General features: G+C 55.1%; 24 protein-coding genes and 1 pseudogene. 12 read left to right on the forward strand and 13 right to left on the reverse strand.

Features of this window, described 5'->3' with window-relative positions; genetic code table 11:
• Window positions 1-76 precede the first annotated feature (76 nt).
• From thrS to cysS, 3 genes are all read left to right on the forward strand, one after another.
• The gene (gene thrS, locus Y5S_RS11675; protein ID WP_035233142.1) at window positions 77-1,993 is read left to right on the forward strand and encodes a threonine--tRNA ligase; all 1,917 of its coding nucleotides are present in this window, start codon (window positions 77-79) and stop codon (window positions 1,991-1,993) included.
• 104 nt (window positions 1,994-2,097) lie between these two features.
• Window positions 2,098-2,526, forward strand: a complete 429-nt coding sequence (gene hisI, locus Y5S_RS11680) for a phosphoribosyl-AMP cyclohydrolase (RefSeq protein WP_035233143.1) — start codon at window positions 2,098-2,100, stop codon at window positions 2,524-2,526.
• Window positions 2,523-3,905: a cysteine--tRNA ligase gene (gene cysS / locus Y5S_RS11685; protein WP_035233144.1), complete on the forward strand. Its 1,383-nt coding sequence runs from the start codon at window positions 2,523-2,525 to the stop codon at window positions 3,903-3,905. Before hisI ends, cysS begins: the two co-directional genes overlap by 4 nt.
• Window positions 3,906-4,543: 638 nt before the next feature.
• Here cysS and Y5S_RS11690 read toward each other — a convergent pair.
• Window positions 4,544-5,218, reverse strand: coding sequence for an START domain-containing protein (locus tag Y5S_RS11690; RefSeq protein WP_035233145.1), 675 nt, complete (start codon window positions 5,216-5,218; stop codon window positions 4,544-4,546).
• Window positions 5,219-5,547: 329 nt separating this feature from the next.
• On the opposite strand from Y5S_RS11690, the gene yidD reads away from it, so the two are divergent.
• The 9 genes from yidD (at window position 5,548) to Y5S_RS11735 (ending at window position 13,925) form a co-directional block, all read left to right on the forward strand.
• A complete protein-coding gene (gene yidD, locus Y5S_RS19495; RefSeq protein WP_231552678.1) occupies window positions 5,548-5,790 on the forward strand; it encodes a membrane protein insertion efficiency factor YidD in 243 nt (80 codons plus the stop codon).
• Window positions 5,787-6,083: a hypothetical protein gene (locus Y5S_RS11700; RefSeq protein WP_035233147.1), complete on the forward strand. Its 297-nt coding sequence runs from the start codon at window positions 5,787-5,789 to the stop codon at window positions 6,081-6,083. The genes yidD and Y5S_RS11700 overlap by 4 nt, the downstream gene beginning before the upstream one ends.
• Window positions 6,084-6,204: 121 nt before the next feature.
• On the forward strand, window positions 6,205-7,506 hold the full coding sequence (locus tag Y5S_RS11705) for a hypothetical protein (protein WP_035233148.1): 1,302 nt from the start codon (window positions 6,205-6,207) through the stop codon (window positions 7,504-7,506).
• 25 nt (window positions 7,507-7,531) lie between these two features.
• Window positions 7,532-8,473, forward strand: a complete 942-nt coding sequence (locus tag Y5S_RS11710) for a metal ABC transporter substrate-binding protein (protein WP_052041561.1) — start codon at window positions 7,532-7,534, stop codon at window positions 8,471-8,473.
• Window positions 8,470-9,204, forward strand: a complete 735-nt coding sequence (locus Y5S_RS11715; protein WP_035233149.1) for a metal ABC transporter permease — start codon at window positions 8,470-8,472, stop codon at window positions 9,202-9,204. The genes Y5S_RS11710 and Y5S_RS11715 overlap by 4 nt, the downstream gene beginning before the upstream one ends.
• Window positions 9,201-9,566 carry a hypothetical protein gene (locus Y5S_RS11720; protein WP_035233150.1) on the forward strand — a complete coding sequence of 122 codons (366 nt, stop codon included), beginning with the start codon at window positions 9,201-9,203 and terminating at the stop codon, window positions 9,564-9,566. Before Y5S_RS11715 ends, Y5S_RS11720 begins: the two co-directional genes overlap by 4 nt.
• Window positions 9,567-9,715: 149 nt before the next feature.
• Entirely contained in the window at window positions 9,716-11,779 is a 2,064-nt protein-coding gene (locus Y5S_RS11725) for a TonB-dependent receptor domain-containing protein (protein ID WP_035233151.1), read from the forward strand.
• 70 nt (window positions 11,780-11,849) lie between these two features.
• Window positions 11,850-13,208 (forward strand): hypothetical protein, encoded by a 1,359-nt coding sequence (locus Y5S_RS11730; protein WP_035233152.1) that lies wholly within the window; start codon window positions 11,850-11,852, stop codon window positions 13,206-13,208.
• A gap of 198 nt (window positions 13,209-13,406) precedes the next feature.
• Window positions 13,407-13,925 carry an outer membrane beta-barrel protein gene (locus Y5S_RS11735; RefSeq protein WP_035233153.1) on the forward strand — a complete coding sequence of 173 codons (519 nt, stop codon included), beginning with the start codon at window positions 13,407-13,409 and terminating at the stop codon, window positions 13,923-13,925.
• A 198-nt stretch (window positions 13,926-14,123) separates the two neighbouring features.
• On the opposite strand, the gene Y5S_RS11740 is transcribed toward Y5S_RS11735, so the two are convergent.
• The 12 genes and pseudogenes from Y5S_RS11740 to Y5S_RS11785 all read right to left on the reverse strand — a co-directional run.
• On the reverse strand, window positions 14,124-14,699 hold the full coding sequence (locus tag Y5S_RS11740; RefSeq protein ID WP_035233156.1) for an NAD(P)H-dependent oxidoreductase: 576 nt from the start codon (window positions 14,697-14,699) through the stop codon (window positions 14,124-14,126).
• A gap of 235 nt (window positions 14,700-14,934) precedes the next feature.
• Window positions 14,935-15,402, reverse strand: a complete 468-nt coding sequence (locus tag Y5S_RS11745) for an SRPBCC family protein (protein WP_035233158.1) — start codon at window positions 15,400-15,402, stop codon at window positions 14,935-14,937.
• A gap of 205 nt (window positions 15,403-15,607) precedes the next feature.
• The gene (locus Y5S_RS19725; protein WP_156107743.1) at window positions 15,608-15,856 is read right to left on the reverse strand and encodes a hypothetical protein; all 249 of its coding nucleotides are present in this window, start codon (window positions 15,854-15,856) and stop codon (window positions 15,608-15,610) included.
• A 77-nt stretch (window positions 15,857-15,933) separates the two neighbouring features.
• Window positions 15,934-16,497 (reverse strand): hypothetical protein, encoded by a 564-nt coding sequence (locus Y5S_RS11750; protein WP_035233160.1) that lies wholly within the window; start codon window positions 16,495-16,497, stop codon window positions 15,934-15,936.
• Window positions 16,498-16,631: 134 nt separating this feature from the next.
• Complete coding sequence (locus Y5S_RS11755) at window positions 16,632-17,150, reverse strand: DUF4269 domain-containing protein (RefSeq protein WP_035233227.1); 519 nt, start codon at window positions 17,148-17,150, stop codon at window positions 16,632-16,634.
• Window positions 17,151-17,252: 102 nt separating this feature from the next.
• A complete protein-coding gene (locus tag Y5S_RS11760; RefSeq protein WP_035233161.1) occupies window positions 17,253-17,669 on the reverse strand; it encodes a hypothetical protein in 417 nt (138 codons plus the stop codon).
• 76 nt (window positions 17,670-17,745) lie between these two features.
• Window positions 17,746-18,669 (reverse strand): hypothetical protein, encoded by a 924-nt coding sequence (locus Y5S_RS11765; protein ID WP_035233162.1) that lies wholly within the window; start codon window positions 18,667-18,669, stop codon window positions 17,746-17,748.
• A pseudogene (locus Y5S_RS19730) lies at window positions 18,666-19,107 on the reverse strand (DUF6932 family protein). Before Y5S_RS19730 ends, Y5S_RS11765 begins: the two are co-directional and overlap by 4 nt.
• A gap of 99 nt (window positions 19,108-19,206) precedes the next feature.
• Window positions 19,207-19,788, reverse strand: coding sequence for a suppressor of fused domain protein (locus Y5S_RS11770; protein WP_035233164.1), 582 nt, complete (start codon window positions 19,786-19,788; stop codon window positions 19,207-19,209).
• A 32-nt stretch (window positions 19,789-19,820) separates the two neighbouring features.
• Window positions 19,821-20,279, reverse strand: coding sequence for a hypothetical protein (locus Y5S_RS11775; protein ID WP_156107747.1), 459 nt, complete (start codon window positions 20,277-20,279; stop codon window positions 19,821-19,823).
• An 803-nt stretch (window positions 20,280-21,082) separates the two neighbouring features.
• The gene (locus Y5S_RS11780) at window positions 21,083-21,673 is read right to left on the reverse strand and encodes a hypothetical protein (protein WP_156107749.1); all 591 of its coding nucleotides are present in this window, start codon (window positions 21,671-21,673) and stop codon (window positions 21,083-21,085) included.
• Between the two features lie 98 nt (window positions 21,674-21,771).
• Window positions 21,772-22,178, reverse strand: a 407-nt coding sequence (locus Y5S_RS11785; RefSeq protein WP_231552679.1) for a hypothetical protein, incomplete at its 5' end; no start/stop codon positions are given.

A 22,178-nucleotide genomic window follows, 5' to 3' on the forward strand; every position in this document is an offset into this window, starting at 1 on the left:
AGATACCTTGAATGAAAGGCCAACAGCCCCTACCATCCTCCGGTTCTGAGCCAATCATCTGGATCCCTTGTCACCCATGAGTGTGAGCTATCGACTGCCCGACGGGGCAACCATGGAGTTTGATCAGCCGGCCTCCGCCCTGGATATCGCCGAGCGCATCAGCAAAAAACTCGCCAAACAAGCCCTGGCCGCCAAGGTCAACGGCAACCTGATCGACGTGTATCTGCCCATCGACGATGGCGCCACCGTGGAAATCGTCACCCGTGACACGGACGACGCCCTGGAACTGATCCGTCACGACGCCGCCCACATCATGGCCGAGGCGGTGCAGGAACTGTTCCCCGACACCCAGGTGACGATTGGTCCGACCATCGAAAACGGCTTCTACTACGACTTCCATCGTGCCGAGCCGTTCACCCCGGACGACCTCAAGACCATCGAGAAGCGCATGCAGGACATCGTGCGCCGCAACGAGGACATCCGTCGTGAAGTCTGGGACCGCGACGAAGCCGTGGAGTTCTTCCTGAAAGCCGGTGAAGAGTTCAAGGCCGAGATCATCCGTGACCTGCCCGCCGACCAGGAAGTGAGCCTCTACCGCCAGGGCGATTTCATCGACCTGTGCCGTGGCCCGCACCTGCCCAGCACCAGCAAGCTGGGCGATGGCTTCAAGCTGACCAAGGTGGCCGGCGCGTACTGGCGTGGCGATGCCTCCAAGGCCCAGCTGCAGCGTATCTACGGCACAGCCTGGCGCGACAAGAAAGAATTGAACGCCTACCTCAAACAGCTTGAGGAAGCGGCCAAGCGTGACCACCGCAAACTCGCCAAGGAAATGGGCCTGTTCCATATCCAGCAGGAAGCGGTGGGCAGCATGTTCTGGCACCCGAAAGGCTGGCGCATGCGCAAGAACCTGGAAAACTACATCCGCGGCAAGATGGAAAAAGGCGGCTATCAGGAAGTCTCCACCCCGCAGATGATGGACCGTATCCTCTGGGAACAGTCCGGCCACTGGGACAAGTACGGCGAGGACATGTTCACCGTTTGTACCCACGACCATAAAGAAATGGCCGTGAAGCCCATGAACTGTCCGGGGCACGTGCAGATCTTCAAGCAGGGCATCACCAGTTACCGTGATCTGCCGATTCGCCTGGGCGAGTTCACCACCCTGTTCCGTAACGAGGCCCACGGCGCCCTGCACGGCCTGATGCGTGCCCGCTCCTTCAGCCAGGACGACGCCCACATCTTCTGCACCGAAGAGCAGATCAACGAGGAAACCGCCGGTTTCATCAAAATGCTGCGTGAGGTGTATCAGGATTTTGGCTTCGACAGCTTCCGCATCAAGTTCTCCGACCGCCCGGACAACCGTGCCGGTTCCGACGAAACCTGGGACAAGGCCGAAGGCGCGCTGCGCTCTGCGGTGGAATCCCTGGGCCTGGAGTGCGAACTGAACCCCGGCGAAGGCGCCTTCTACGGCCCGAAACTGGAATTCGTGCTGCGTGACGCTATCGGTCGTGACTGGCAGTGCGGCACCCTGCAGGTGGACTTCGTACTGCCGGATCGTCTGGATGCGGAATATGTGGCCGAAGACGGTTCCCGCCAGCGCCCGGTGATGCTGCACCGCGCCGTACTGGGGTCCCTGGAGCGTTTCCTCGGCATCCTGATCGAATCCACTGCCGGACACCTGCCCCTGTGGCTGTCACCGGTACCGGTAGCGATCTGCACCATTACCAATGCCGCCGACGACTACGCCCGCGAAGTGCAGCAGAAACTGGTCGCCGCTGGCGTACCGGCAGAGCTGGATATTCGTAACGAGAAGATCGGCTTCAAGGTTCGCGAGCATTCCAAAACCAAGACCCCGCGTATCTGGGTAATTGGCGAGAAGGAAGCGGAAGATAAGCAGGTAGCAGTACGCACCCTCGGCTCCCAGGCCACCGAAACCGTGGATCTGGATGAAGCCGTGGCCGCACTGGCCGCCGCCGCACGCCTGCCGATCTAACAGTCGGACGTCGGGAGTCTGACGTCTGACGCGAAAACCCGCCTGGGCGGGATTTCATGTTAAAGCGTCCGACGTCCGACGTCCGACCTCAGACTGGATCAACCATGTTCAAACAAAACGAACACCAGCCCGAAGGCTTTCAGGCTTCCCTCAAGGAAACGCTGGATAACCTCAAGTACAACGCCGAGGGCCTGGTGCCCGCCATCGCCCAACAGCACGACACCGGCGAGGTGCTGATGATGGCGTGGATGAATCGCGAAGCCATCGAAGAAACCCTGAACACCGGACGCGTCTGTTACTTCTCCCGCTCCCGCAACACGCTATGGCGCAAGGGCGAGTCCTCCGGTCAGGTACAACTGCTGAAGGAACTGCGCTTCGATTGCGACGGCGACACCGTGCTGGTGAGCGTGGACCAGACCGGCCCCGCCTGCCACACCGGCCGCCGGGACTGCTTCTACTGGAAAGCCGACGCCAACAACGTAACCATCGACAAAACACCGATCATCGATCCCAAAGAGCTTTATAAAAAATGAGCCTCAAGCTGCACAACACCCTCACCGGGCAAAAGGACGACTTCATTCCGTTGGATCCCAACCGCATCACCCTGTATGTGTGCGGCCCCACGGTCTATAACTTCGTCCATATCGGCAACGCCCGCCCGGTGGTGGTGTTTGATGTGCTGTATCGCTTGCTGCAGCGGCTCTATCCGGAAGTGGCCTATGCCCGCAACATCACCGACATCGATGACAAGATCATCAATGCTGCGGCGGAAAACGGCGAAGACATCGGCGAACTCACCGAGCGCTTTAGCGCCGCCTTCCTGGAAGACATGGCGGCCCTGAATGCCAAAACCCCGAACATCATCCCCAAGGCCACCGATCACATCCCCGAGATGCTCCAGATGATCGAGACCCTGGTGGAAAAAGGCCACGCCTACGAGGCCGACGGCCAGGTGCTGTTCGCAGTGGAATCCATGCCTGACTACGGCAAACTGTCCGGCCGCAAGCTGGAAGACATGCTCGCCGGAGCGCGAGTGGAAGTGGCCGACTACAAGCGCCACCCTGGCGACTTCATCCTCTGGAAGCCGTCCACCGATGAACAACCGGGCTGGGACTCCCCCTGGGGCCGTGGCCGTCCCGGCTGGCACATCGAATGCTCCGCCATGATCCACAAGCATCTGGGTGATGTGATCGACATCCACGGTGGCGGACAGGACCTGATCTTCCCGCACCACGAAAACGAGATCGCCCAGGGCTGCTGCGCCCACGGCACCGATTATGTGCGCTACTGGATGCACAACGGCTACATCAACATCGACGGCGAGAAGATGTCCAAGTCCCTGGGCAACTTCCGTCTGGTGCGTGACCTGCTCACCCAGTACCACGGCGAAATCCTGCGCTTCGCGCTGGTCTCCAGCCATTACCGCTCGCCGCTAAACTTCTCTGCCGACGTGCTGGAAAATGCCGAGAAAGGCCTGGATACCCTTTACTACGCCCTGCTGGGCCGTGGTGAAACCGTGGAGCCAGAAGCCGGCTACCAGCTGCCCGATAACCACCCAGTGCTGGAAGCCCTGAAAGATGACCTGAACACCTCGGAAGCGGTCAGCGCCCTGCACGCCATTGCCGGCGAACTGAACAAGGCGGAACTGGCGGACAAGCCGAAGCTGAAAGCCGAACTACTGGCCGCCGCCGACCTGCTTGGCCTACTCACCGAGGAACCCACCGCCTGGTTCCAGAACAAGAACGTGAGCGAAGATGGCTTGAGCAACGACGAGATCGACGCGCTGGTCGCCGAACGCACCCAAGCGAAAAAAGACAAAAACTTCGCCCGCGCCGACGAAATCCGCGAACAGCTCACCGAGGCCGGCATCCAGCTGGAAGATACTCGCGAAGGCACGCGCTGGAGTCGGTAAAGCAGCTACGAGCTTTGGGAAAACAAAAGGCCGCGCCCGGATGATGGGCGCGGCCTTTTGCGTTATGCGAGAAACGAGTTGCGAGTTGCGAGTTGCGAGTTGCGAAAATCAAACCTGGTATTGTTGCTGATGTCATCTTTGGCAACGCCGCCTTATGGGCTGAACTGAACCCCGCCCTCTCTCAAAACGCAGGAGCGGTGGTTCCACCGCGATTCGCCGCGTTCAAACAGGCATCGCGGTCGAACGACCGCTCCCACAACGATCACTCCACTGCTGTGGGAGCTCCCTGTGCCCTTCAGGGTATGCCTGCAAGCGATCCGAGCCTCCCTGAGGTAAGGATTCCAGAAGCGAGTTTCGAGTAACGAGTTTCGAAAATCGAAAGACAGCAACCAAGCATGAGGTTTGAGGTTTTGCCTTTCGCTACTCGTTTCTCGTAACTCGAAACCCATTTCCTCACCGAGGCTCGGATCGCTTGCAGGCATACCCTGAAGGGCACAGAGAGCTCCCACAGAAACACGCGCCGTAGCAAAGCCCGGGCGCGGCATCGTGGCTCTCTGCTTACTCCAAGCCCAACCCGCGTTGTAGCTTGAGGCTTGAAGCTTTTCCTCGCAGCTCGAAGCTCAAAGCTCGCAGCTGCTTCACAGTTCCAACTGATCCATCCCCGGCAGCTTCGGCAGATCTTCCCGTGTTGCATTGGCAAAGCGTGGCTTCTTGAGCTGTTCCCTGATCCCCTCCAACGTTTCCAGCGGTGCCTTGGTGGCCACCAGATTGGCCAACCACACCGGCACGCTGCCGCCCGGGTCCACAAAGGTTTCAAATTGCACCCGCACCCAACCGTCGGTCAGCGGGGCGATGGTGAACTGGTTGTCCAGCGCCGGAATACGAACATAGCCATCGCGTTTTGCCAGATAGCCTTCGGCATTCACGCTGTGCAGGGTAATCACCCCCGAGGCCTTGTCCTGGCTCAGTGCATTAGCCAGCACCACATCCCGATCCGACACTGGCCAGATCCCCTTGAAAGACATCAGGATGCGTTCCTTATGGTCAGAGGTCAGACGCTCCGCATCACGATTCTGGAAAATCCATTCAGGGAAAGTGTCCACCGCCGTGATCACCGCCAGCACCGCAGCGGGAGAAGCCTGTAGCTCCACCACCCCTTTGAACGCTTTTACCGGGCTCTCCGCCACCTTGCGGGCATAGGTGGTCACCTCGCCACGCCCCTCACCCTTGCGGGTGGTCTCCCAACTGTCACTACTCTGTGCCCAAACCGGGCTGGCCACCAATATCAGGGCCATCATCAGCGCTTTCATCATGTCTCTCCAATAAAGGGCATCAACAGGGCGCAGTATGCACCCACTCACACCGGACTCAAGAACCACCCGGAAATTGACCCAACCGGCACAAACATCAGTAACGAGTCGCGAGGAACGAAAACCTTCCATTCCCACAACTTTCGTCTCTGTGACATACATGCTGTACTCCAGACGATTTTCGAGCTGGCTAGCAGAATCGCGTCTTTTGCCTTTCGAAACTCGCTTCTCGTCACTCGAAACTCGCCCCCCAGCCATCAGCCCACGCTAGCCAGCCCCCCCAACTAACCAGTATCATCCGGAGACGTTTACCACCGCACAGGGCGTCCACCGTGAAACCGCTCCTGCTTGGCATCATCTGGTTTTACCAGAAAGTGCTGAGCCCCTGGACAGGCAACCAATGCCGCTTCTATCCGAGCTGCTCGCATTACGCGAAGCAGGCCATAGAGGTGCATGGAGCCCTGCGCGGTAGCACCCTGGCGGCGAAGCGGATCTGCAAATGCCACCCTGGCCACCCCGGTGGCTTTGATTATGTCCCCGGCACCGAGCCCCATGACCGGGAGACCACCGCATGATGCGTTCGCGTCTCCCGCTCATCCTTGCGCTATCTCTGTTGTGCGCTCAGCTGTTCCTGGCTTGGCACGGCCCCAGCCATATTGATCCGCACAGCGATCCTCACCAGCAGGCTCTGCTCGTTGCCGACTGCGATGCCTGCGCCCACGGCAATGGTTTGGTGGCCCTGCCCGTGGCTGGCTTGGTGATTACCTCGCCAGACGCGCCCTTTCGTGGCGATAATCAACCGCCAACACGCGTCATTCCAACCCCTTCCATAGCGGCACAGGCCCGTGCCCCACCCGTTGCGTCCTGAACATTCCAATCTGATTTGTTGAAAACAAACGGCTGTTGTGAGCGCCCACTTCTCTTTCCTTGTTGAGAATCCGTGCGCCTGTCTCCACCCGTAAAAGACAATACCGATTTCAGGACATCACATGAAACAGTTCTATGTTGCCAGTGCGCTGCTGGCTGCCTCTTCCTCCGTGCTGGCCGCCGAGGACAACAGCAACAATCCCCTCGCTGCCTTCAACCCGGCTTTCTCCGTGATCTTTGATGGCATGTACTACAGCGATAACGTGAAGGGTGAAGGTGCAGCACTGCTGGAAGATGCCGATAGCGCCTTTCACAGCCATGGCGGCCACGAAGAGCACGAGCATGGCGATTTGAAGCGCGGCTTCAACCTGAACGAAACCGAGCTGACCATGAGCGGTTCCGTCGACAGCTACTTTGATGCCTGGCTGTCAGCCGCTATCAGCAGTGAGGGCGACTTCGAGCTGGAAGAAGCCTGGATCCGCAGTCAGTCCCTGCCGGCCGGCCTGCAGGTGAAAGCCGGTCGCTTCCTCAGCGCCATCGGCTATCACAATGAAAAACACCCCCATAGCTGGAACTTCGCTGACCAGAACCTGGCGTACCTGAGCCTGTTCGGTGATCACGGCGTCAGCGGCGACGGCATCCAGCTCACCTGGCTGGCTCCCACAGACAGCTACCTGCAACTGGGTCTGGAAATCACCCAGGGGGACAACCTGGAACGGGTCGGCAGCATTATCGACGCCGAACACGTGGCTGAAGACATCACTGCCGAGCTCGGCCCCACCGTCACCGAAGAGGACCTGAACCTGTCCGAGCAGGATGGCCCGCAACTGGGCGTCTTTACCCTGCGCTTCGCCCCGGACCTGGGCACCCAGCGCGCTCTGCAACTGGGCCTTTCCGCCGCCCGCCACCAGGACAGCCAGTCCTTCCATGAAGAAGGCGGCGGCGAACTGTTCGTCACCGAAGGGGATACGGATGTGTACGGTGCCCAGGCGGTATACAAACACTTCGCCTCAGGCCAGTACGGCAAGGGCGGCTGGAGCATCGCCGGCGAATACTTCTATGCCGACTCAGACCAGGAAGCCGTTTTCCACAGCGACCCCGCCGAGCTGGGCCTGCCCGTCACCAGCGAACAGGGCGCGGCCTATGTGGAAGCCAACTACGGTTTTGCCCCCCGCTGGCAGGTCGGCCTGCGTACTGCCGCCAGCGGTATCGGCGGCGAGTTCAGCGAGGGTGATGAAACCGAAGAAGTCCGTCTGTCTCGCCAACACAGCGCCGCCCTCACTTGGTACGCCACCGAGTTCTCCAAGCTGCGGCTACAGTTCAACCGCAACGACGTGCACGGCCATGATGGCAGCGAGGAATACAATCAGGTGTTCCTGCAGTACAACCTGAGCCTGGGTGCCCACGGGGCCCACACATTCTGATCCGCCACCCTGGGAGGCAAACAGGATGAATACACGTTTCGAGAGAATCTGCCGCCCCGCACAGGGGCTTTGCCTGCTTCTGCTGATGGCCGTTGCGACACCGTCCAGTGCCCAGCTTCGCATCCTCGCGTGTGAAACGGAGTGGGGGCAGCTGGCCACGGAAATTGGTGGAGATCTGGTGCAGGTCAAGAACGCCAGCGCACCCGGCCAGGATGCCCATCACATCCAGGCCCGCCCCAGCCTGCTCGCACAGGTGCGCCGGGCCGATATGGTGCTATGTACGGGTGCCGAACTGGAAACCGGTTGGTTACCGGTATTGCTGAACCGTGGCAGCAACCCCGCCGTGCGCCAGGCACCGGGGCTGTTTCTGGCTGCTGAGCAGGTAGACCGGCTGGAAATACCTGTGACACTGGATCGTGCCGATGGTGACGTGCATGCCATGGGCAACCCCCACGTGCATCTGGACCCGCACCGGGTCATCACCATCTCCCGACAACTGGCCGAACGCTTCGCCCAACTGGACCCGGACAATGCAGACGCCTATCGCCAGCAGCAACAGGCCTGGCAGACCGCATTCGAGGCACAGATCAGCGACTGGGAAGCACAAGCCGCGTCGCTCAAAGGGCTCAACGTCATCACCTACCACCGTACCTGGAGCTACCTGCTCGACTGGCTCGGCATGAACCGGGTGGACGAACTGGAACCCAAACCCGGCCTGCCTCCAACCCCGGGACATCTGGCGACACTGGTCCGCAAGGCCGATGAGCAGCAGGTAGGGCTGATTCTGTATCGCCCCATCAATGGTGATGATGCGGCCAGCTGGCTGGCCAAACGCACGGCGGCCTGTGCCGTGGAGCTTCCATTCTCCCCCGGCGAAGAAGGCACCAACACCCTGGCCAGCCTCTACAGCACTGTGATCCAGCGCCTCAGCACGGCACGGGAACAGTGCCTGCAGGAGACGACATGATCGATATCCTGCTGCCGGCATTGCTCGCCGGCATGCTGGTGCTGGCCAGTCACATCCCCTTGGGGCGCCAGGTACTGGAACGGGGCATCATCTTTATCGATCTGGCCGTGGCCCAGGCTGCCGCCACCGGGTTGATCGCGGTAAACCGCTTTGCCCATGTGGAATCCGACTGGATGCTACAGGCTGTCGCCATTGGCACCGCGCTGGGCTTCGCCGTGCTGCTGCATCAACTGGAACGGCTGGGCCATCGGGTTCAGGAAGCCCTGATCGGTGCAACCTTCGTGGTACTGGCCAGCGCCAGCGTGCTGCTGCTGGCCCATGACCCCCACGGCGGAGAGCACCTGAACAGCAGCCTGGCCGGGCAGATCCTGTGGGTCGACAATGCTCAGCTGGCAGGACTGGCGGTCAGTGCCATTGCCGCCTTGGCCGCCATGGCCCTGTTCCGCCATCCGTTACCGGCTTTCTACCTGCCGTTTGCCATTGCCATTACCGCCTCGGTACAGGCGGTTGGGGTCTACCTGGTATTTGCCTCACTGATTTTTCCGGCACTGGCAGGCTATCGCAGCCAGCGACCTGTTCTCCTCGCCCTGGCCGCCGGCTTGAGTGGCTACCTGATTGGCCTGGCCGCCAGCCTGTATCTTGACTGGCCAAGCGGGCCGGCCATCGTCACCAGTCTCGCACTTTGTGCTACCACCGTCGCCATCCTCCGCAAGGTAACCGCCAGGGCATGAGCGCGAATTCCGCCACACAATTCGCCACTGCCGTGAGAGTTGGCCAATACCGCGCCAACCCCAACGGCCAGCGCCGCCTTGCAATATGGCTGGCGCTGGCGGTGCTGTGCGCTCAGCTTCTGCTCGCCTGGCACTCGCCCTCACACATTCTCGCCGACGAACACGGCTCCAAGACTGAGCTGCTGGCCTCCGCCGATTGCCAGGTCTGTACCCATGGCCATGGCCTGCTGGCACTGCCCAGTCTCTATTTCACACAGGTCTCGGCCCACGCCGAACCGGCACCCTTGCCTCCTTCCATCCCGCATCTGGCGCACACCATTCGTGTCCGGCACCTGCCCCGCGGCCCACCTGCCTCAGCCTGAAACACACAGTCATCTGTTCCACCCACACAAGATAACGTGCCCTTGCTCTGCGCTTGGGTGCGCGCCTGTGGGTTCATTTGATGTGGATTCCCCTTGCGTGAATCCCCGCGCCGTCCTGCTCTGCAGGCACGGTAAAGACAGAGGTAGTTATGTTTTCTCGACGCCAAACCCTGGCCGGGTGCGTCGTTGCAGCGCTGTGTGCGCCTGCAGCAGTCATGGCCGAAACCGATAAAACTGACGTTCACCAGCTCGATAAAGTGAATGTCTCCGCTCTGCCCCTGGGCAGTGACAGCCCCAGCACACCCTACTCGGTGATGGATCAGCAGACCCTCACCCAGAAGGGCGAAGACACCCTGGGCAACACCCTCAACAATCAACCCGGTGTCCACAGCGACACCTTCGGTGGCGGCGCCAGCCGCCCGGTGATCCGTGGTCAGAGCGGCCCCCGCGTGGGCGTGCTCAGCGACGGCTCTCAGGTGCTGGATGCCTCCACCATTTCCCCGGATCATGCCATCACCGTAGACCCCATGCTGGCCCGGCAGATCGAAGTCCTGCGCGGACCGGCCACCCTGCTGTATGGCAGCGGAGCCAGTGGGGGAGTGGTCAATGTGCTGGACAATCGCATCCCCACCCAACGCCCCCGTGAAGACGTGGAAGGCTTCCTGGGCCTGCGCGCCAACACCGTGGCCGATGAGAACGCCACGGCCGCCGGCATGACCTTCTCCGCCACCGACAACCTGGTGTTCCGGGTGGAGGGCAGCCGCCGGGATGCCGAAGACTACGAAGTGAACGGCTTCGAGCAACTCACCGTGCCCGGCACCTTCGCGGAAAGCGACAACGGCAGCATTGGCGCGTCCTGGATTGGGGATCAGGGTTATTTCGGGCTGGCCTACAGCTATCGTCGTGATCACTATGGCCTGCCCGGCCACAGTCATGAGTTCGAGGCGTGCGAGGCCAACGGCACCAGCCTGGACTGCCCCGTCGGCGGTCACGACCATGACCACGATCATGGTGAGGTCGTCCCCTATGTGGACCTGGCCAGCCGTCGCGTTGATGCCCGTGGCGAATATCGCAATCCGTTCAGCGGCATAGCCAACGTCCGCTTCCGTGGCAACGTCACCGATTATCGCCACCACGAGATCGAAGAAGGCACCATCGGCAGCACCTTCACCAACAAGGGCGGCGATGCCCGCCTGGAAGTGGAGCACAAACCGTTTGGCAACTGGCGTGGCGTGGTGGGGTTGCAGTACACCCGCTTCGACTTCAGCTCGCTGGGGGCGGAAGCGTTCGTGCCCAAAACCGAGACCGAATCCATCGCCGTGTTTGCGGTAGAGGAATACACCCTCAACGAACAATGGTCCTTTGAGCTGGGCGCTCGCCAGGAACATCTGACCCAGACACCGGATGCACGTGACGGTAACGCTCTGCTGAAAGTCACGGCAGACAATGCCTCCTTCTCCGGCGCGGCCAACTGGCGCTTTGTGCCCGGCTATGAGCTGGTGCTGTCAGCAGCCCACTCCGGTCGCGCACCGTCATCGCAGGAGCTGTATGCCGATGGCGTACATCTGGCCACCAACACCTACGAATGCGGTCTGCTCAGCGATTGCGGCGGCGTCCCACGGGATCTCCTCGATGATGAAATCAGCCTCAGCGCCAACCTGAATCTGCGCAAAACCCAGGGTGACTGGCTGTTTGATCTGGGCGTGTTCGAGAACCGCATCAACAACTACATCTATGCCCGCACCCTGGACCAGCAGGAAGACTTCCGGCTGATCAAGTACAGCCAGCGCGACGCCACCTTTACCGGCGCTGAAGGCTCGGTGAGTTACTACGGTATCGATCCACTGGGCATCACCGTTTTTGGTGACGTGGTGCGCGCCACGTTCGATGACGGCGGAGGTTACCTGCCTCGCATTCCCGCCAAGCGCCTGGGCACCCGCCTGAACAGCTATGTGGGGCACTTCGATGGTGAGCTGGAGTTCTATCGCAGCTTCATCCAGGACCAGATCGCCGGCTTCGAGGAGACCACACCGTCCTACGACATGGTCAACGCCACCCTCAGCTACCGGCTGCGCGGCGACCAGCGCTACACCTTCTACGTTCGCGGCAACAATCTGCTCGGCGAAGAGGTGTTCAACCATGCGTCCTTCCTGGCCACCACCGTGCCGGAACCAGGACGCAATGTCAGCGTCGGCACCCGTATTGAATTCTGATAGCCCTTTAACACGGCAACGCGCCCGGCACCTTTATCACACCGGGCATCAAAAACATTTGGAGAACCCCATGCAACGCATGATGAAAAACCTGAAACACCACGCAGCACTGCCACTCTCATTGCTGGTGGCAGTGGCCATGGCTGGCTGCAACGAAACCGGCACCAGTTCACTGGGCAGTGGCGAAGAGGGCCACGACCATGAACACGCCAGCAGCGCCCATCCCGGACGTCTGGTGATTGCCTCCCGCGATGGCGCGGGCGATCAGCTGTATGTTTTTGACCTGGAACAAGGCGCACTGCTGCCGGGCAGCCTGGCATTGGATAACGCTCCCAGCGCGCTCTACACCAGCCCCGGCAAGCGTTTTGTACTCGCCCCCCAACGTGCGGCCAATCAAGTGCAAATTATCGATGGTGGCCTGTACTACCACGACGACCATGTGGATGAAGTCTCTCCCCGCTTCGCCGGCACCCTGAACGGCCCGGCGCCCACCCACTACCGCGTCCACGGTGAGCAAGCCGCGCTGTTCTATGACGGTGATGCAGGCAGCGCCCTCATGTCCGAGGTCGAAGTGCTGACCGACGCCTCACTGCAAAACGCCAGCAGCGTGGCAAGTCAGACTCTGGCCAGCGCCCATCACGGTGTCGCCGAACCCCGCGGTGACATCGTGCTGGCCACCTACCGCACGGCGGCCAGCGGGCTGCCGGAAAAAGTGGATATCTATCACCAGCATGACGACCACTACCATCAGGAAGGCACAGTGAACCTGGACTGCCCGGGCCTGCATGGGGCGGGTTCCAATGAAGATTACTCCGTGTTTGGCTGCAGCGACGGCATCCTGATCGTCCACCAGAACGGCGAAACCTTCACCGCACAACACGTGGACAATGCCACCATCGGCCTGAGCGAAGGCGAGCGCATCGGCAGCTTCGACAGCCATCATGAAATGTCGCACTTCGTGGGCTACGCCGGCGACCGTATCTTCATCATCCACCCGGATGATGGCGACGTGGAGGAACTGGACTGGAAAGAAGGTGCCACCGTGACACTGGACACCCACAGCCTGGATCCCCACGGCGAGCACCTGGTGCTGCTGGATGACATCGGCGACCTGCGTGTCTTTGACACCGCCGACTGGAGCGAGCACGCCCACGTGGAAAACGCCATCGACCCGGAAACTGCCGCACCGCCGGCCTCAGGCCACGGCAGCCGTGTTTCCATGATTGTGGCTGGCGAACCCGCCCACGCTTTCCTGTCTGATGCAGGCAGCCAATCCATTGTCGTCGTCCATCTGGAAGAAGGCAGTGTGGAAGGAGCCTTGCCGCTCAGCTTCCCCCCGGCCGCCCTGGCCTGGGCCGGACTGGCCGGCGAGCATGAAGAGCACGCTCATGAAGATGAGCATGACCACGAGCACGGCCACGAACACTAACCTCCGGCCTGCTCTGCGCTTTACCCCCTCCCCTCACAAGGGGGAGGGATTCCCCGCTATCGATGTCACTTCCCCTGCTCCCACTCCACTGAATGTGTGTCGCACTCTGGTATGACCGCAGTCGCCGTGATCGACGCTTTTCACTACAATCTCCCTTTATCACATACTGTCGTTATTGCGGACCATGCAGGAGACACCATGAAGAAAGCCCTTATCGCTGCCACTCTGGCACTGCCTCTTTGTGCCAATGCGGGCGGCTTTGCCGGCCTTGACTACGTCAGCAGCAAGATTGAACCGGACAACACCACTGCCTCCGCCAAGCCTCAGGCCCTGCAGTTCAAATTCGGTAGCTGGATCAACAAGGACGAAACGCTGGGCGGTGAACTCCGTCTTGGCCTCGGCGTGGGCGATGACGAACTGAGCAACAATGCCGACCTGGAAATCGACCGTTACTATGGCGCTTTTTTCCGCGGCCAGTTCCCCAACACCCTGCCGGTACGTCCCTACGGCCTGATCGGCCTGAGCTACGTGGAAACCACAGTTGAGTTCGACAATGGCGGCAGCGACGGTGAAAACTTCAAGGACCTGTCACTGGGCCTGGGCGTGGATGTCACCATCACCCACAACATGTTTGTGAGCCTGGAATACATGCGCGTTGTGGATCGCAGTGGCGACGAAGTGACCAACCTGGCACTGGGTCTGAACGGCCGTTTCTAGGCGCTCTGGCACCGCATAAAAAAACGCGCTGATGCGCGTTTTTTTATGCTCACACAGCAAGCAATTCCTGTGGGAGCGGCGGTTCCGCCGCGATGTGCCAAGTCATGCTGCAAATTCCGCATTGCCTGCCCACGGAAGGCATAGCAAACGCCCACCCCACAGCAGAGAAGCCTTCCTGCACCTCACCGATATCTCGATCTACTTTTCTGCAAAACGGGCAGCCTGCTTTAACCAGCCGCTGCGCTTTTCATCACTGGCATAACGCACCGGTCCGAACGAGGTAATCTTCACTGGCTTGATCCCGGTGAACTCCAGAATGGTTCTGCGCATCTGATTATGCGCCGGGGCACGATACACCAGATTGAAATACCAGGGCGGCGTATCCATGGTGGCAAACACATGAGCAGAACGCCCCTTCAACAACTTGTCCCACAACTGTGAGTTCTTGCGGTACTTGAAGGCGTAACCCGGAAGGAAAATCCGGTCGAACATGCCTTTCATGATCGCGGGCATGGAGCCCCACCAAACCGGGTACACAAGCACCAGATGCTCCGCCCAGCTAATCGCCTCCTTGATATCCAGCAAACCTGGCTCAAGTTCCTGCCGCTGGTTGTAACCGTGGCGCAGCACCGGGTCGAAGTCGATCTCACCCAGGCGGAAATAACGCACCTCATGGCCGGCCTTCTCCGCAGATGTCACATACTCATCCGCCAGAGCCCGGCAGAAACTCCCGGGATCCGGGCTCCCCAAAATCACCGCAACACGCTTTCCCATACCACAGGCTTCCCAAGTAACGTCATAACGACATGATGATGCCACAACACGGTCGCACCTCTACGCTTTGCGCCTTGCCAGAAAACAACAGCGCCTATAACAGATGGGGAACCTGATCCCGGTCACAAGACTATCCGGGAAGGAAAAGACCAAAACCAAACGGATTGGCCTGATCAGAATCAACATCACCAGTCATTCGAAGCTTCTATCAATCCTCTCAGGAAAGAATAGCCTTTTAGGATCCTTGGCTCTCGTGACCTTCCAGCATGGTTTTCAGCCTGATAAGTGCATATCGGCTTCTGGACTGCAGAACAAGGCGAAACAAGGGCCGCAGCAGTCCAGCCAGCTTTCCTCGTCGCCGGGAATACATCCTCCATTCCATCAGCGTCTTGTTGTCATCAAGTGCCTGAAAGCTCAACTCCATGCGAGGAAGCAGAACCCGCAAGTCCCCCTCGGTCACCAGCCGCTCAGGGTAGCTGGCTTCAACTACTCGGATTAAGACTTTGACTGATTTCCCGAACGGTACGCTGACTATCTCTTCGTATGCTTTCCCTATCTCATCCAGTGCACGGGAGTCTTTTGCCCGGATACTCAGAACACCCGGAAACCAGGCAGAATAATTCTCAAGATTCGCGGCATAGGAGAAAACGCTTTCCACCGGGGCGACAACTTCAACAGACCGGCTAGCAAGCAAGTAGCTCATGATTGACTCCTGCTATAACTTGGTAGCAGCAAGCATAAAGTATAGAGCCAGCTCTACAGTCAAGAGCCAGAGAGGGAAGGAAATAAAGAAATGGAAAACCTCAGCACAACCGCAGATGGAATGGCTGCCGTTGGATGGAATAAAGTCGCCTTCAGGGTTGATTTGGGATCACAGTCGCTTGTTATTTGATCTCTCTTCGCAGATATCACTCATCAGCTTTACACCTTTGAACCTGCCACCTTGATAAAGCGATAAGAACCACCCCGAGGGAAAGAGCCGCTGCCCCCTGATACTCAGACGACTCTGCTGGCACAATCTCATAATATGTACCAGGCTCACGCCCCATAACCAGATCAATTGCTGACTGCCAAAAGCCAACAGGAAGAAGTCCTAGAAAATAGAGTCCTGCATAAATAATGCATAGAACTCCCAGCCCAAATGAAAACCACTTCATCAGCCCACACCTAGCCCGAGAACTCCCGCCATCATGCGCTTGTCGTATGCATGGCATTGTTATATGCCCACACTCCTTTATTTCCTTTCACTCTCGAATTGAGCCTCTGAAATTGTAGTATCAACCAAGACTTCCGGCCCCACCGGATACCCGAAGGAGTATTCCACTTTACCAATTTTCGAATTTTTGGCATTAATGTAATATTTCTCTGAGTACACAATCACGCCGCGATCTAGTTTTGTGTAAACATCAGATATTTTATTCCCATTTGTGTCTGACAGAATTTTATCTAGGGAATAATCTTTGTAGAAATACTCCGTCTCCAAGATTCCATCTAGGTTTTCATCAACTCTTCCAGAGACAATATTCAAATCAGAATCGAATTTCCAACTCTCATCCACTTCCCCATCAAAATCTCGATCATAGAGTTCATACATGTACACCCCATCATGCTCTATGAAAAAGTCTGGCTTTCCATCCCCATTCCTGTCTTCTTGATTTTTGACTTCACCTATCCCAGCGCTCAGTTCGTCTAGATCATTTCTTATTGATTCAATTTCCGCCCTTGAATATTCATAGCTATCGCAGCCTGATAATCCCAAGAGCACAAGACAAGCTAAAATATTTAGTAGTACTTTCATTTAATACTCATCCCCCAGATGCATATAACGCCGCACTCAGCCGCGGATAATATTGGGCGCTTTATGCGCGACAATAGGAGCGTAGCGACCGCGCAGAAAGTGCGCAAAATTGGCCATCGGCCTGTAGTGCTTTGTTATATGTACTTTGCCATATACTCATCAACCTCAATGTCTGTCCAGGTTTCAACACTAAGAATTGAGGAATATGGATCTCCGGAAATTTTTAGCAATTGACAAATCGCAGGCTCCGTTTTCAACCCCCCATCCTTCAGCTTCCGAACCCTCTCTGAAAAATCATTTCCTCCGACAGCCACCAAACGCTTCATCACTTGATAGTGACGGTAAGCCATCTGTTCTTTTACCGGTGTATTGGTGGCGTATATTTCAAAAATGAAATTTTGAAAACCAAATCTTCCAACTACACGATCTTCATATGCCTTAAGGCTGTGCGATTCGTACACTGATATAGTCAAATCCAGATCATTAGTGAAAGCTTTTTGGTCAAGATAATTGCATACGATGTCAATATCACTTTCTGATGTATCAAGATTAACAAATATTGTGCTGACAACCTCTGGTGAGTAGCACTTGAGTTTGCGTAATATCTTAGAATCTTGTATCGCTTTTTCAGCGCGAGTTATCTTGCTATTCAATCTGACTATAACCTCAGAACATATAACGCCCACATAAACGGCGCGCGGCTTTTTTGCGCGTCCGGCGACCTATAGGGAGCGAATTTCATGTGCTTGTTAGTTTTATATTTTGGATTGAAGCCATTTTGATGTAGTACTTAAAAGAAAAACAAGCGGAACTGTAATTAGTGTGCCAATAGGAGGAAGTAAAGCTGATCCCGCCGTAGCATAGGCACTCATAACGTAATCATTTGAATTTATACCTATCGCCTCGCCACCAGGAGCCATACTAATTGCTAAAAAGAATGACGGAATTAAGTAAACCAAGAAATAGTACGAAAACCCTTCGGAAGCCCATTTAAAACAAGCGGCCATGCCGACGAGCAGACAGATTAACGAAACTATGGCGAGAAAAGTATTTGGACTAACAAATATCTGATAAATATCAAATGCAAAGCATATTAAAGTGAAAAAGCATATGCTAAAAATCCATATATTAAGATCAGCTGTATCCTCGTTTAATTTTTGTAAAATACCCATAACTTCCTTTTGAAACTAACGCCTAGCTCTGGGGCTGCATGGAGCGTAGCGTAATGCAGTCCCTAGCAGCCACTTGTTAACTCTTTACCTCTAACAACTCGTAGAATATCGATGATTCATTGGTAAGCGGGTTTTCAGTTTCAGTTACTTGGCAGTATAAGGTTACTTCCTGCTCTAAATGCAGCTCGCTAACCTGAGGTAATTTACTTTTAGGATATAGAATTTTTACCAGCTTTCCTTCATCGACTCTTAGTTCGATTCTTTCTCTTTTACTCAATAACTCTATCTTTCCATGTAGTAGTATTTTTTCCTGCTCAATGATCTCAGTAACTTCTAGTGCTGAGGTTACTGACTCAATAGCTTCTTTGCTTCCGTGCCACTTTTTAATTTCATCACCTGAATATTTCCATGTGAATTCTGCAGTAGCAGAATACGACTTAATAACTTTTAAGAACTCTCTTAAACTTCGGGCACTTGAAGGCCCAAGTAAATTTACAGAAGAAAGAAAATCTTCACCGTGACCCATCGAGGATAAAACCGCAAACATTCGTTCGATAGCGCCCTTGCTTAAACCATCGTCTAGCAGGTCTCTATTTGATGCTGCCGATATAACGAAGCGAGATGATCCAGGTAATAGACCCTGCAATCTAAGATCAAGCTCTCCGTATAGATCTTTTGGAATTCGTTTTCTATCAATTCCACCTTGCATCAGTCTTAGTGCCGCATACCCCAATGTTTTGCGTATTTCTTCCGACAATTTTGAAACTAAATCTAAGGGCGCACTACCTGTTTTTAGATTAGGAGCAACAATACGGAAATCCAGCATCTCGAAGGCAGGGCTTGTTTGAGAGGTTAATTCTATTTGCGCCAGTTCATCCAAATGACTCTCAAATGATCGAGCAGCCAATTGGTACGCGAAGTCACCAGCTTCACTTTTTTCTTTTGCTATCTGGTGCAGCCTTTTAGCTTGAGACGCCTTTTTCTTTAGATCGTCACTCATGCCACCACCATTACCCTAGCAATGCCCTTCGGCTGCTCGTTTCTATCGAAGCCACACCACCCACGCCAGTAACTTCTCATATTTTGATCTTCTGTAGGGCAGAATAGCACATCACATCCGAAATTAGCTTTGATGCTTGCTCGGTCTGTGAGTGCTTGAAATAGCTTTTTTGTCATCTGGAAGGACATTCAGAACTGATGCAGGAGAAAAAATTACTAGATCAATATCATTCGGATTTTCTTTGTTAGTGGTAAATGAACCATCAATCCAAAGTTCAACAGGTGCGCCAATACTTGATAGATGACCAATATAGGTGTTTAAGCCATCAATGAGCAATTTTCGTGTTTTAGATGCAGGGAAATCCTTTAGAAAATGATTTCTTATCTCCTTCAATTCGAAGTCGTGCAATCCTGGCTCTAATAAAGGTTTTTGTTCCATGCTCGATACTTATTTTGAGTTAACGCCAGGCGCAGCAGGAAAATTGGAGCGACGCAGGAGCGCAAATTTGGTCTGCCTGCCGCCACTTGTTAAGTTATTCTATCTCCGCTCAAAAAAGCTTATTTCGTTGTCAGACAAATAATCAAGAAGAGCATTTACACCCTTCTCTTTCGATATAAGTTGTTCGTCTTTGGTAATGGGAACCACATTCAATATTTTTACATGTGCTTCTTCAGCGCATATGACATCCCATCCATTCTCTACAAATGCTGGATGCATAAATAAACTCGAAGTGGATGCGTAGCCAGGAATCTTGCCTACGTTAGGCAAGGTATGCCACCAATCAAAATAGGTGGAATTCATAAAAGGGTATAGAGAAAGGTTAGCAAGAAAAACAGTCAACTTACCTACAAGTTCGTCGCTCAACTTTTCCGCGATTGACAGGTGCAATTCAACCCGATGATCAACTCCAGACATTGGCTTTTCAGACATGCCGATTGTACAGAAAGTCGTCATAAGAAAATCTTCTTCAGGTGGCCAAACCATAACATCGATATAGCTTGGATAGATATCCCCATCGTAGCTAGGCGGATTATCATATCTAACAGATCTATCGGGCTCACCAAACCGCTGGATGTGCTCATGATAAACAGTTTTTACTAAATTAGTTGGCTTATTCATTTCTCAAACTTTCATCAAATTTAACGCTTAGGCTAATCGGACGCAGCTTGCTGCGCTCCGCTTGAGCAAATTGTTAAATCTGTCTGCATCAGTCGGTAATAGATAAGCTGAATCAGGGCTCCGTAGAAGATGCCTGTTACTTCCCATACGTAAGCAGGAAAGCCACTTGCCCAACCTATAGCGCTCGCTCCAACTACAGCGCCATAAACAGCCCCTAAAACGACACTGATTACGAGCACTTGAACTCCGACAGGCAACGAAAGAGCCGCCCAACGAAGAAAAAAGTCCCTACCGTCACCCTGGCTGTTAGTTCTATACAGCCACTTCATTCCCCAATACTGTACTCCAGCGAAGACAATGAAACTCAGAGCCTGATATTGAAATCCGTACTCCGATTCAGCCGAGCAAGTAACCACAACAGGAATGGAGATATAGCCTGCAAACAACATGCTATAAAGCAACAAGTGATTGAAAGCCAAATCATCGGTCACTTCACCTCTACTTAGTTTCTCAGACAATTCACCAGACCTGAGAAAATACACGCCCCTAAACATAACCCCCCTTACGATTTAACGCCGCGAGCAGCGGCCGAAGGTCCGCTTGCCTTGCCTGGTTAAGTGGTGACACACCACCCCACCCAAGGACAAAGATGTGAGCCTGCGAACCAGACTACATTTATGGCACCCGCAAGGACTCAAACCTTGAAGATACCCCCAACCTGGAATGTGGCCACCCACAACGAACGGGAACGACTAACCACAACCTCTTATTTTGCTAACGGCACCAAATTACATGACTATGGCACCGGCCCTGAATCTTGCTACGCCACAAATAAAGCAGAGCCATTTAACGCTGCGGACACGCGCTTGTCGCGTGCTCTGCCTTGTTATGCATTTCTACTCTACGCTCCAAGAGGACACTCGTCCGGATTCAACTGTGCGAAGCCCCCCATAATTCAGAATGTATTCGGAGCAAGTTCCATTGACTTTTTGTTGACCAATAGCGTTCTCTGGCGCAGTACAGCTTCCCTCGCACTCGTCGCTGTCACTGCATTCCTTGCCGTAATCTGGAGCTTTCATATCGCAAACTTTTGTCTTATCTGGGTAAGGCAGGCCAAGAATTGTCCAGTTTCCACCAGCCGCAATGCAGGCTCCTTCTGTCTTTGGAATTTCCGCGGAGATCGCATGTGGTGAGATGATCGCTAGCGCCAACAAGATCATGCATCTTACAAAGCTCACAGCATCCCCTCGTCCTTGTCTGCATAACGCCTTGGTCACGCGCTTGTCGCGTGCACCTACTTGTTAACTGACCCTCGACCATAACAGTTTAGAAAACCTTCGCTGTATGAGCACATGCCTAGGGCCTTCTGATATTGCTTTGCAAGTAAATGAGGACTCATGAAGATGAATATTCCATTCACCCCATCCGGCAGAATGAAGCCAACTTCATTCTCTTTAACCTTCGTTTTGTCTCGCAGGTTCCGGACAGCGTTTTGCGATACCAATGCCGAAGGGTTGTTAAGGGCATATGGGTCATATGAGTTGGAGTAAAGCTCTTCCATTAAAGATGCGTCAAAACTATGCGACCACACCAGTGCCCCTCTGGTGCAATTCTTATCCCTCCAGAAATCATAATGGCAATTGAAGGTCTCCAATGATGGTAACACTTGATACCTTCCCCTAAGGGGTCTCAGGATCTCCTGAGCATTCTGTATCTGTGCCTCGTCGCCTTCTGAGCAGCCGGAATAAAGATAAACCGCATCTGACCTTAAGATGCTCTGATAAACAATATTTTCAAGGATGTCTTTTTTCTTGTCCTCAGAAGTTAGAGAAGCCCCCTGCGGCCCTATCTCTTCAAATCGGAGGGCAAAGAATCTCTTCTCCACAACATATCTGGAGGATTCTTGTATATATTCTTGCGACGGCATTGAAGTCATAGAGCAGTTAACGCTGCGCTCTGCCGCTTGTCGGCAGCAGCGCCTTGTTATGCGTCCTCTTCCATTTCATATACCGTCAAATGCCAGTTCTTCGGCCCACTCCAAGATATCTCTTTATAAGAGCCGACAACAATTCCCTTGTCTTGAAGGATAGCCATGAATCGGCTCGGTGAAATGGATTCCTTATAGTCATATGCGAAAGCAACACCTTTCTCATTTAGATCGCACATAAGAGCAGCAAGCTCTTCATTGTCATCTACTACTGCGCAATTTTGAAAACGGGCTTCGTTACCTAAGCCAAGCAATCCCACATCTCCACCTAAGGTTACCTTTCCTTTCTGGATGGACTTAACATACGCAGGAGGTTGTTGCCCTGGAACGCCCAATTCAATTTTATAAGGTGGCCCCTTTCTTCTCACGTTTCCCCCGCATAACGCTTTGCACACTGGCCAAG

The organism is Alcanivorax nanhaiticus (assembly GCF_000756665.1).
GTDB lineage: Bacteria > Pseudomonadota > Gammaproteobacteria > Pseudomonadales > Alcanivoracaceae > Alcanivorax > Alcanivorax nanhaiticus.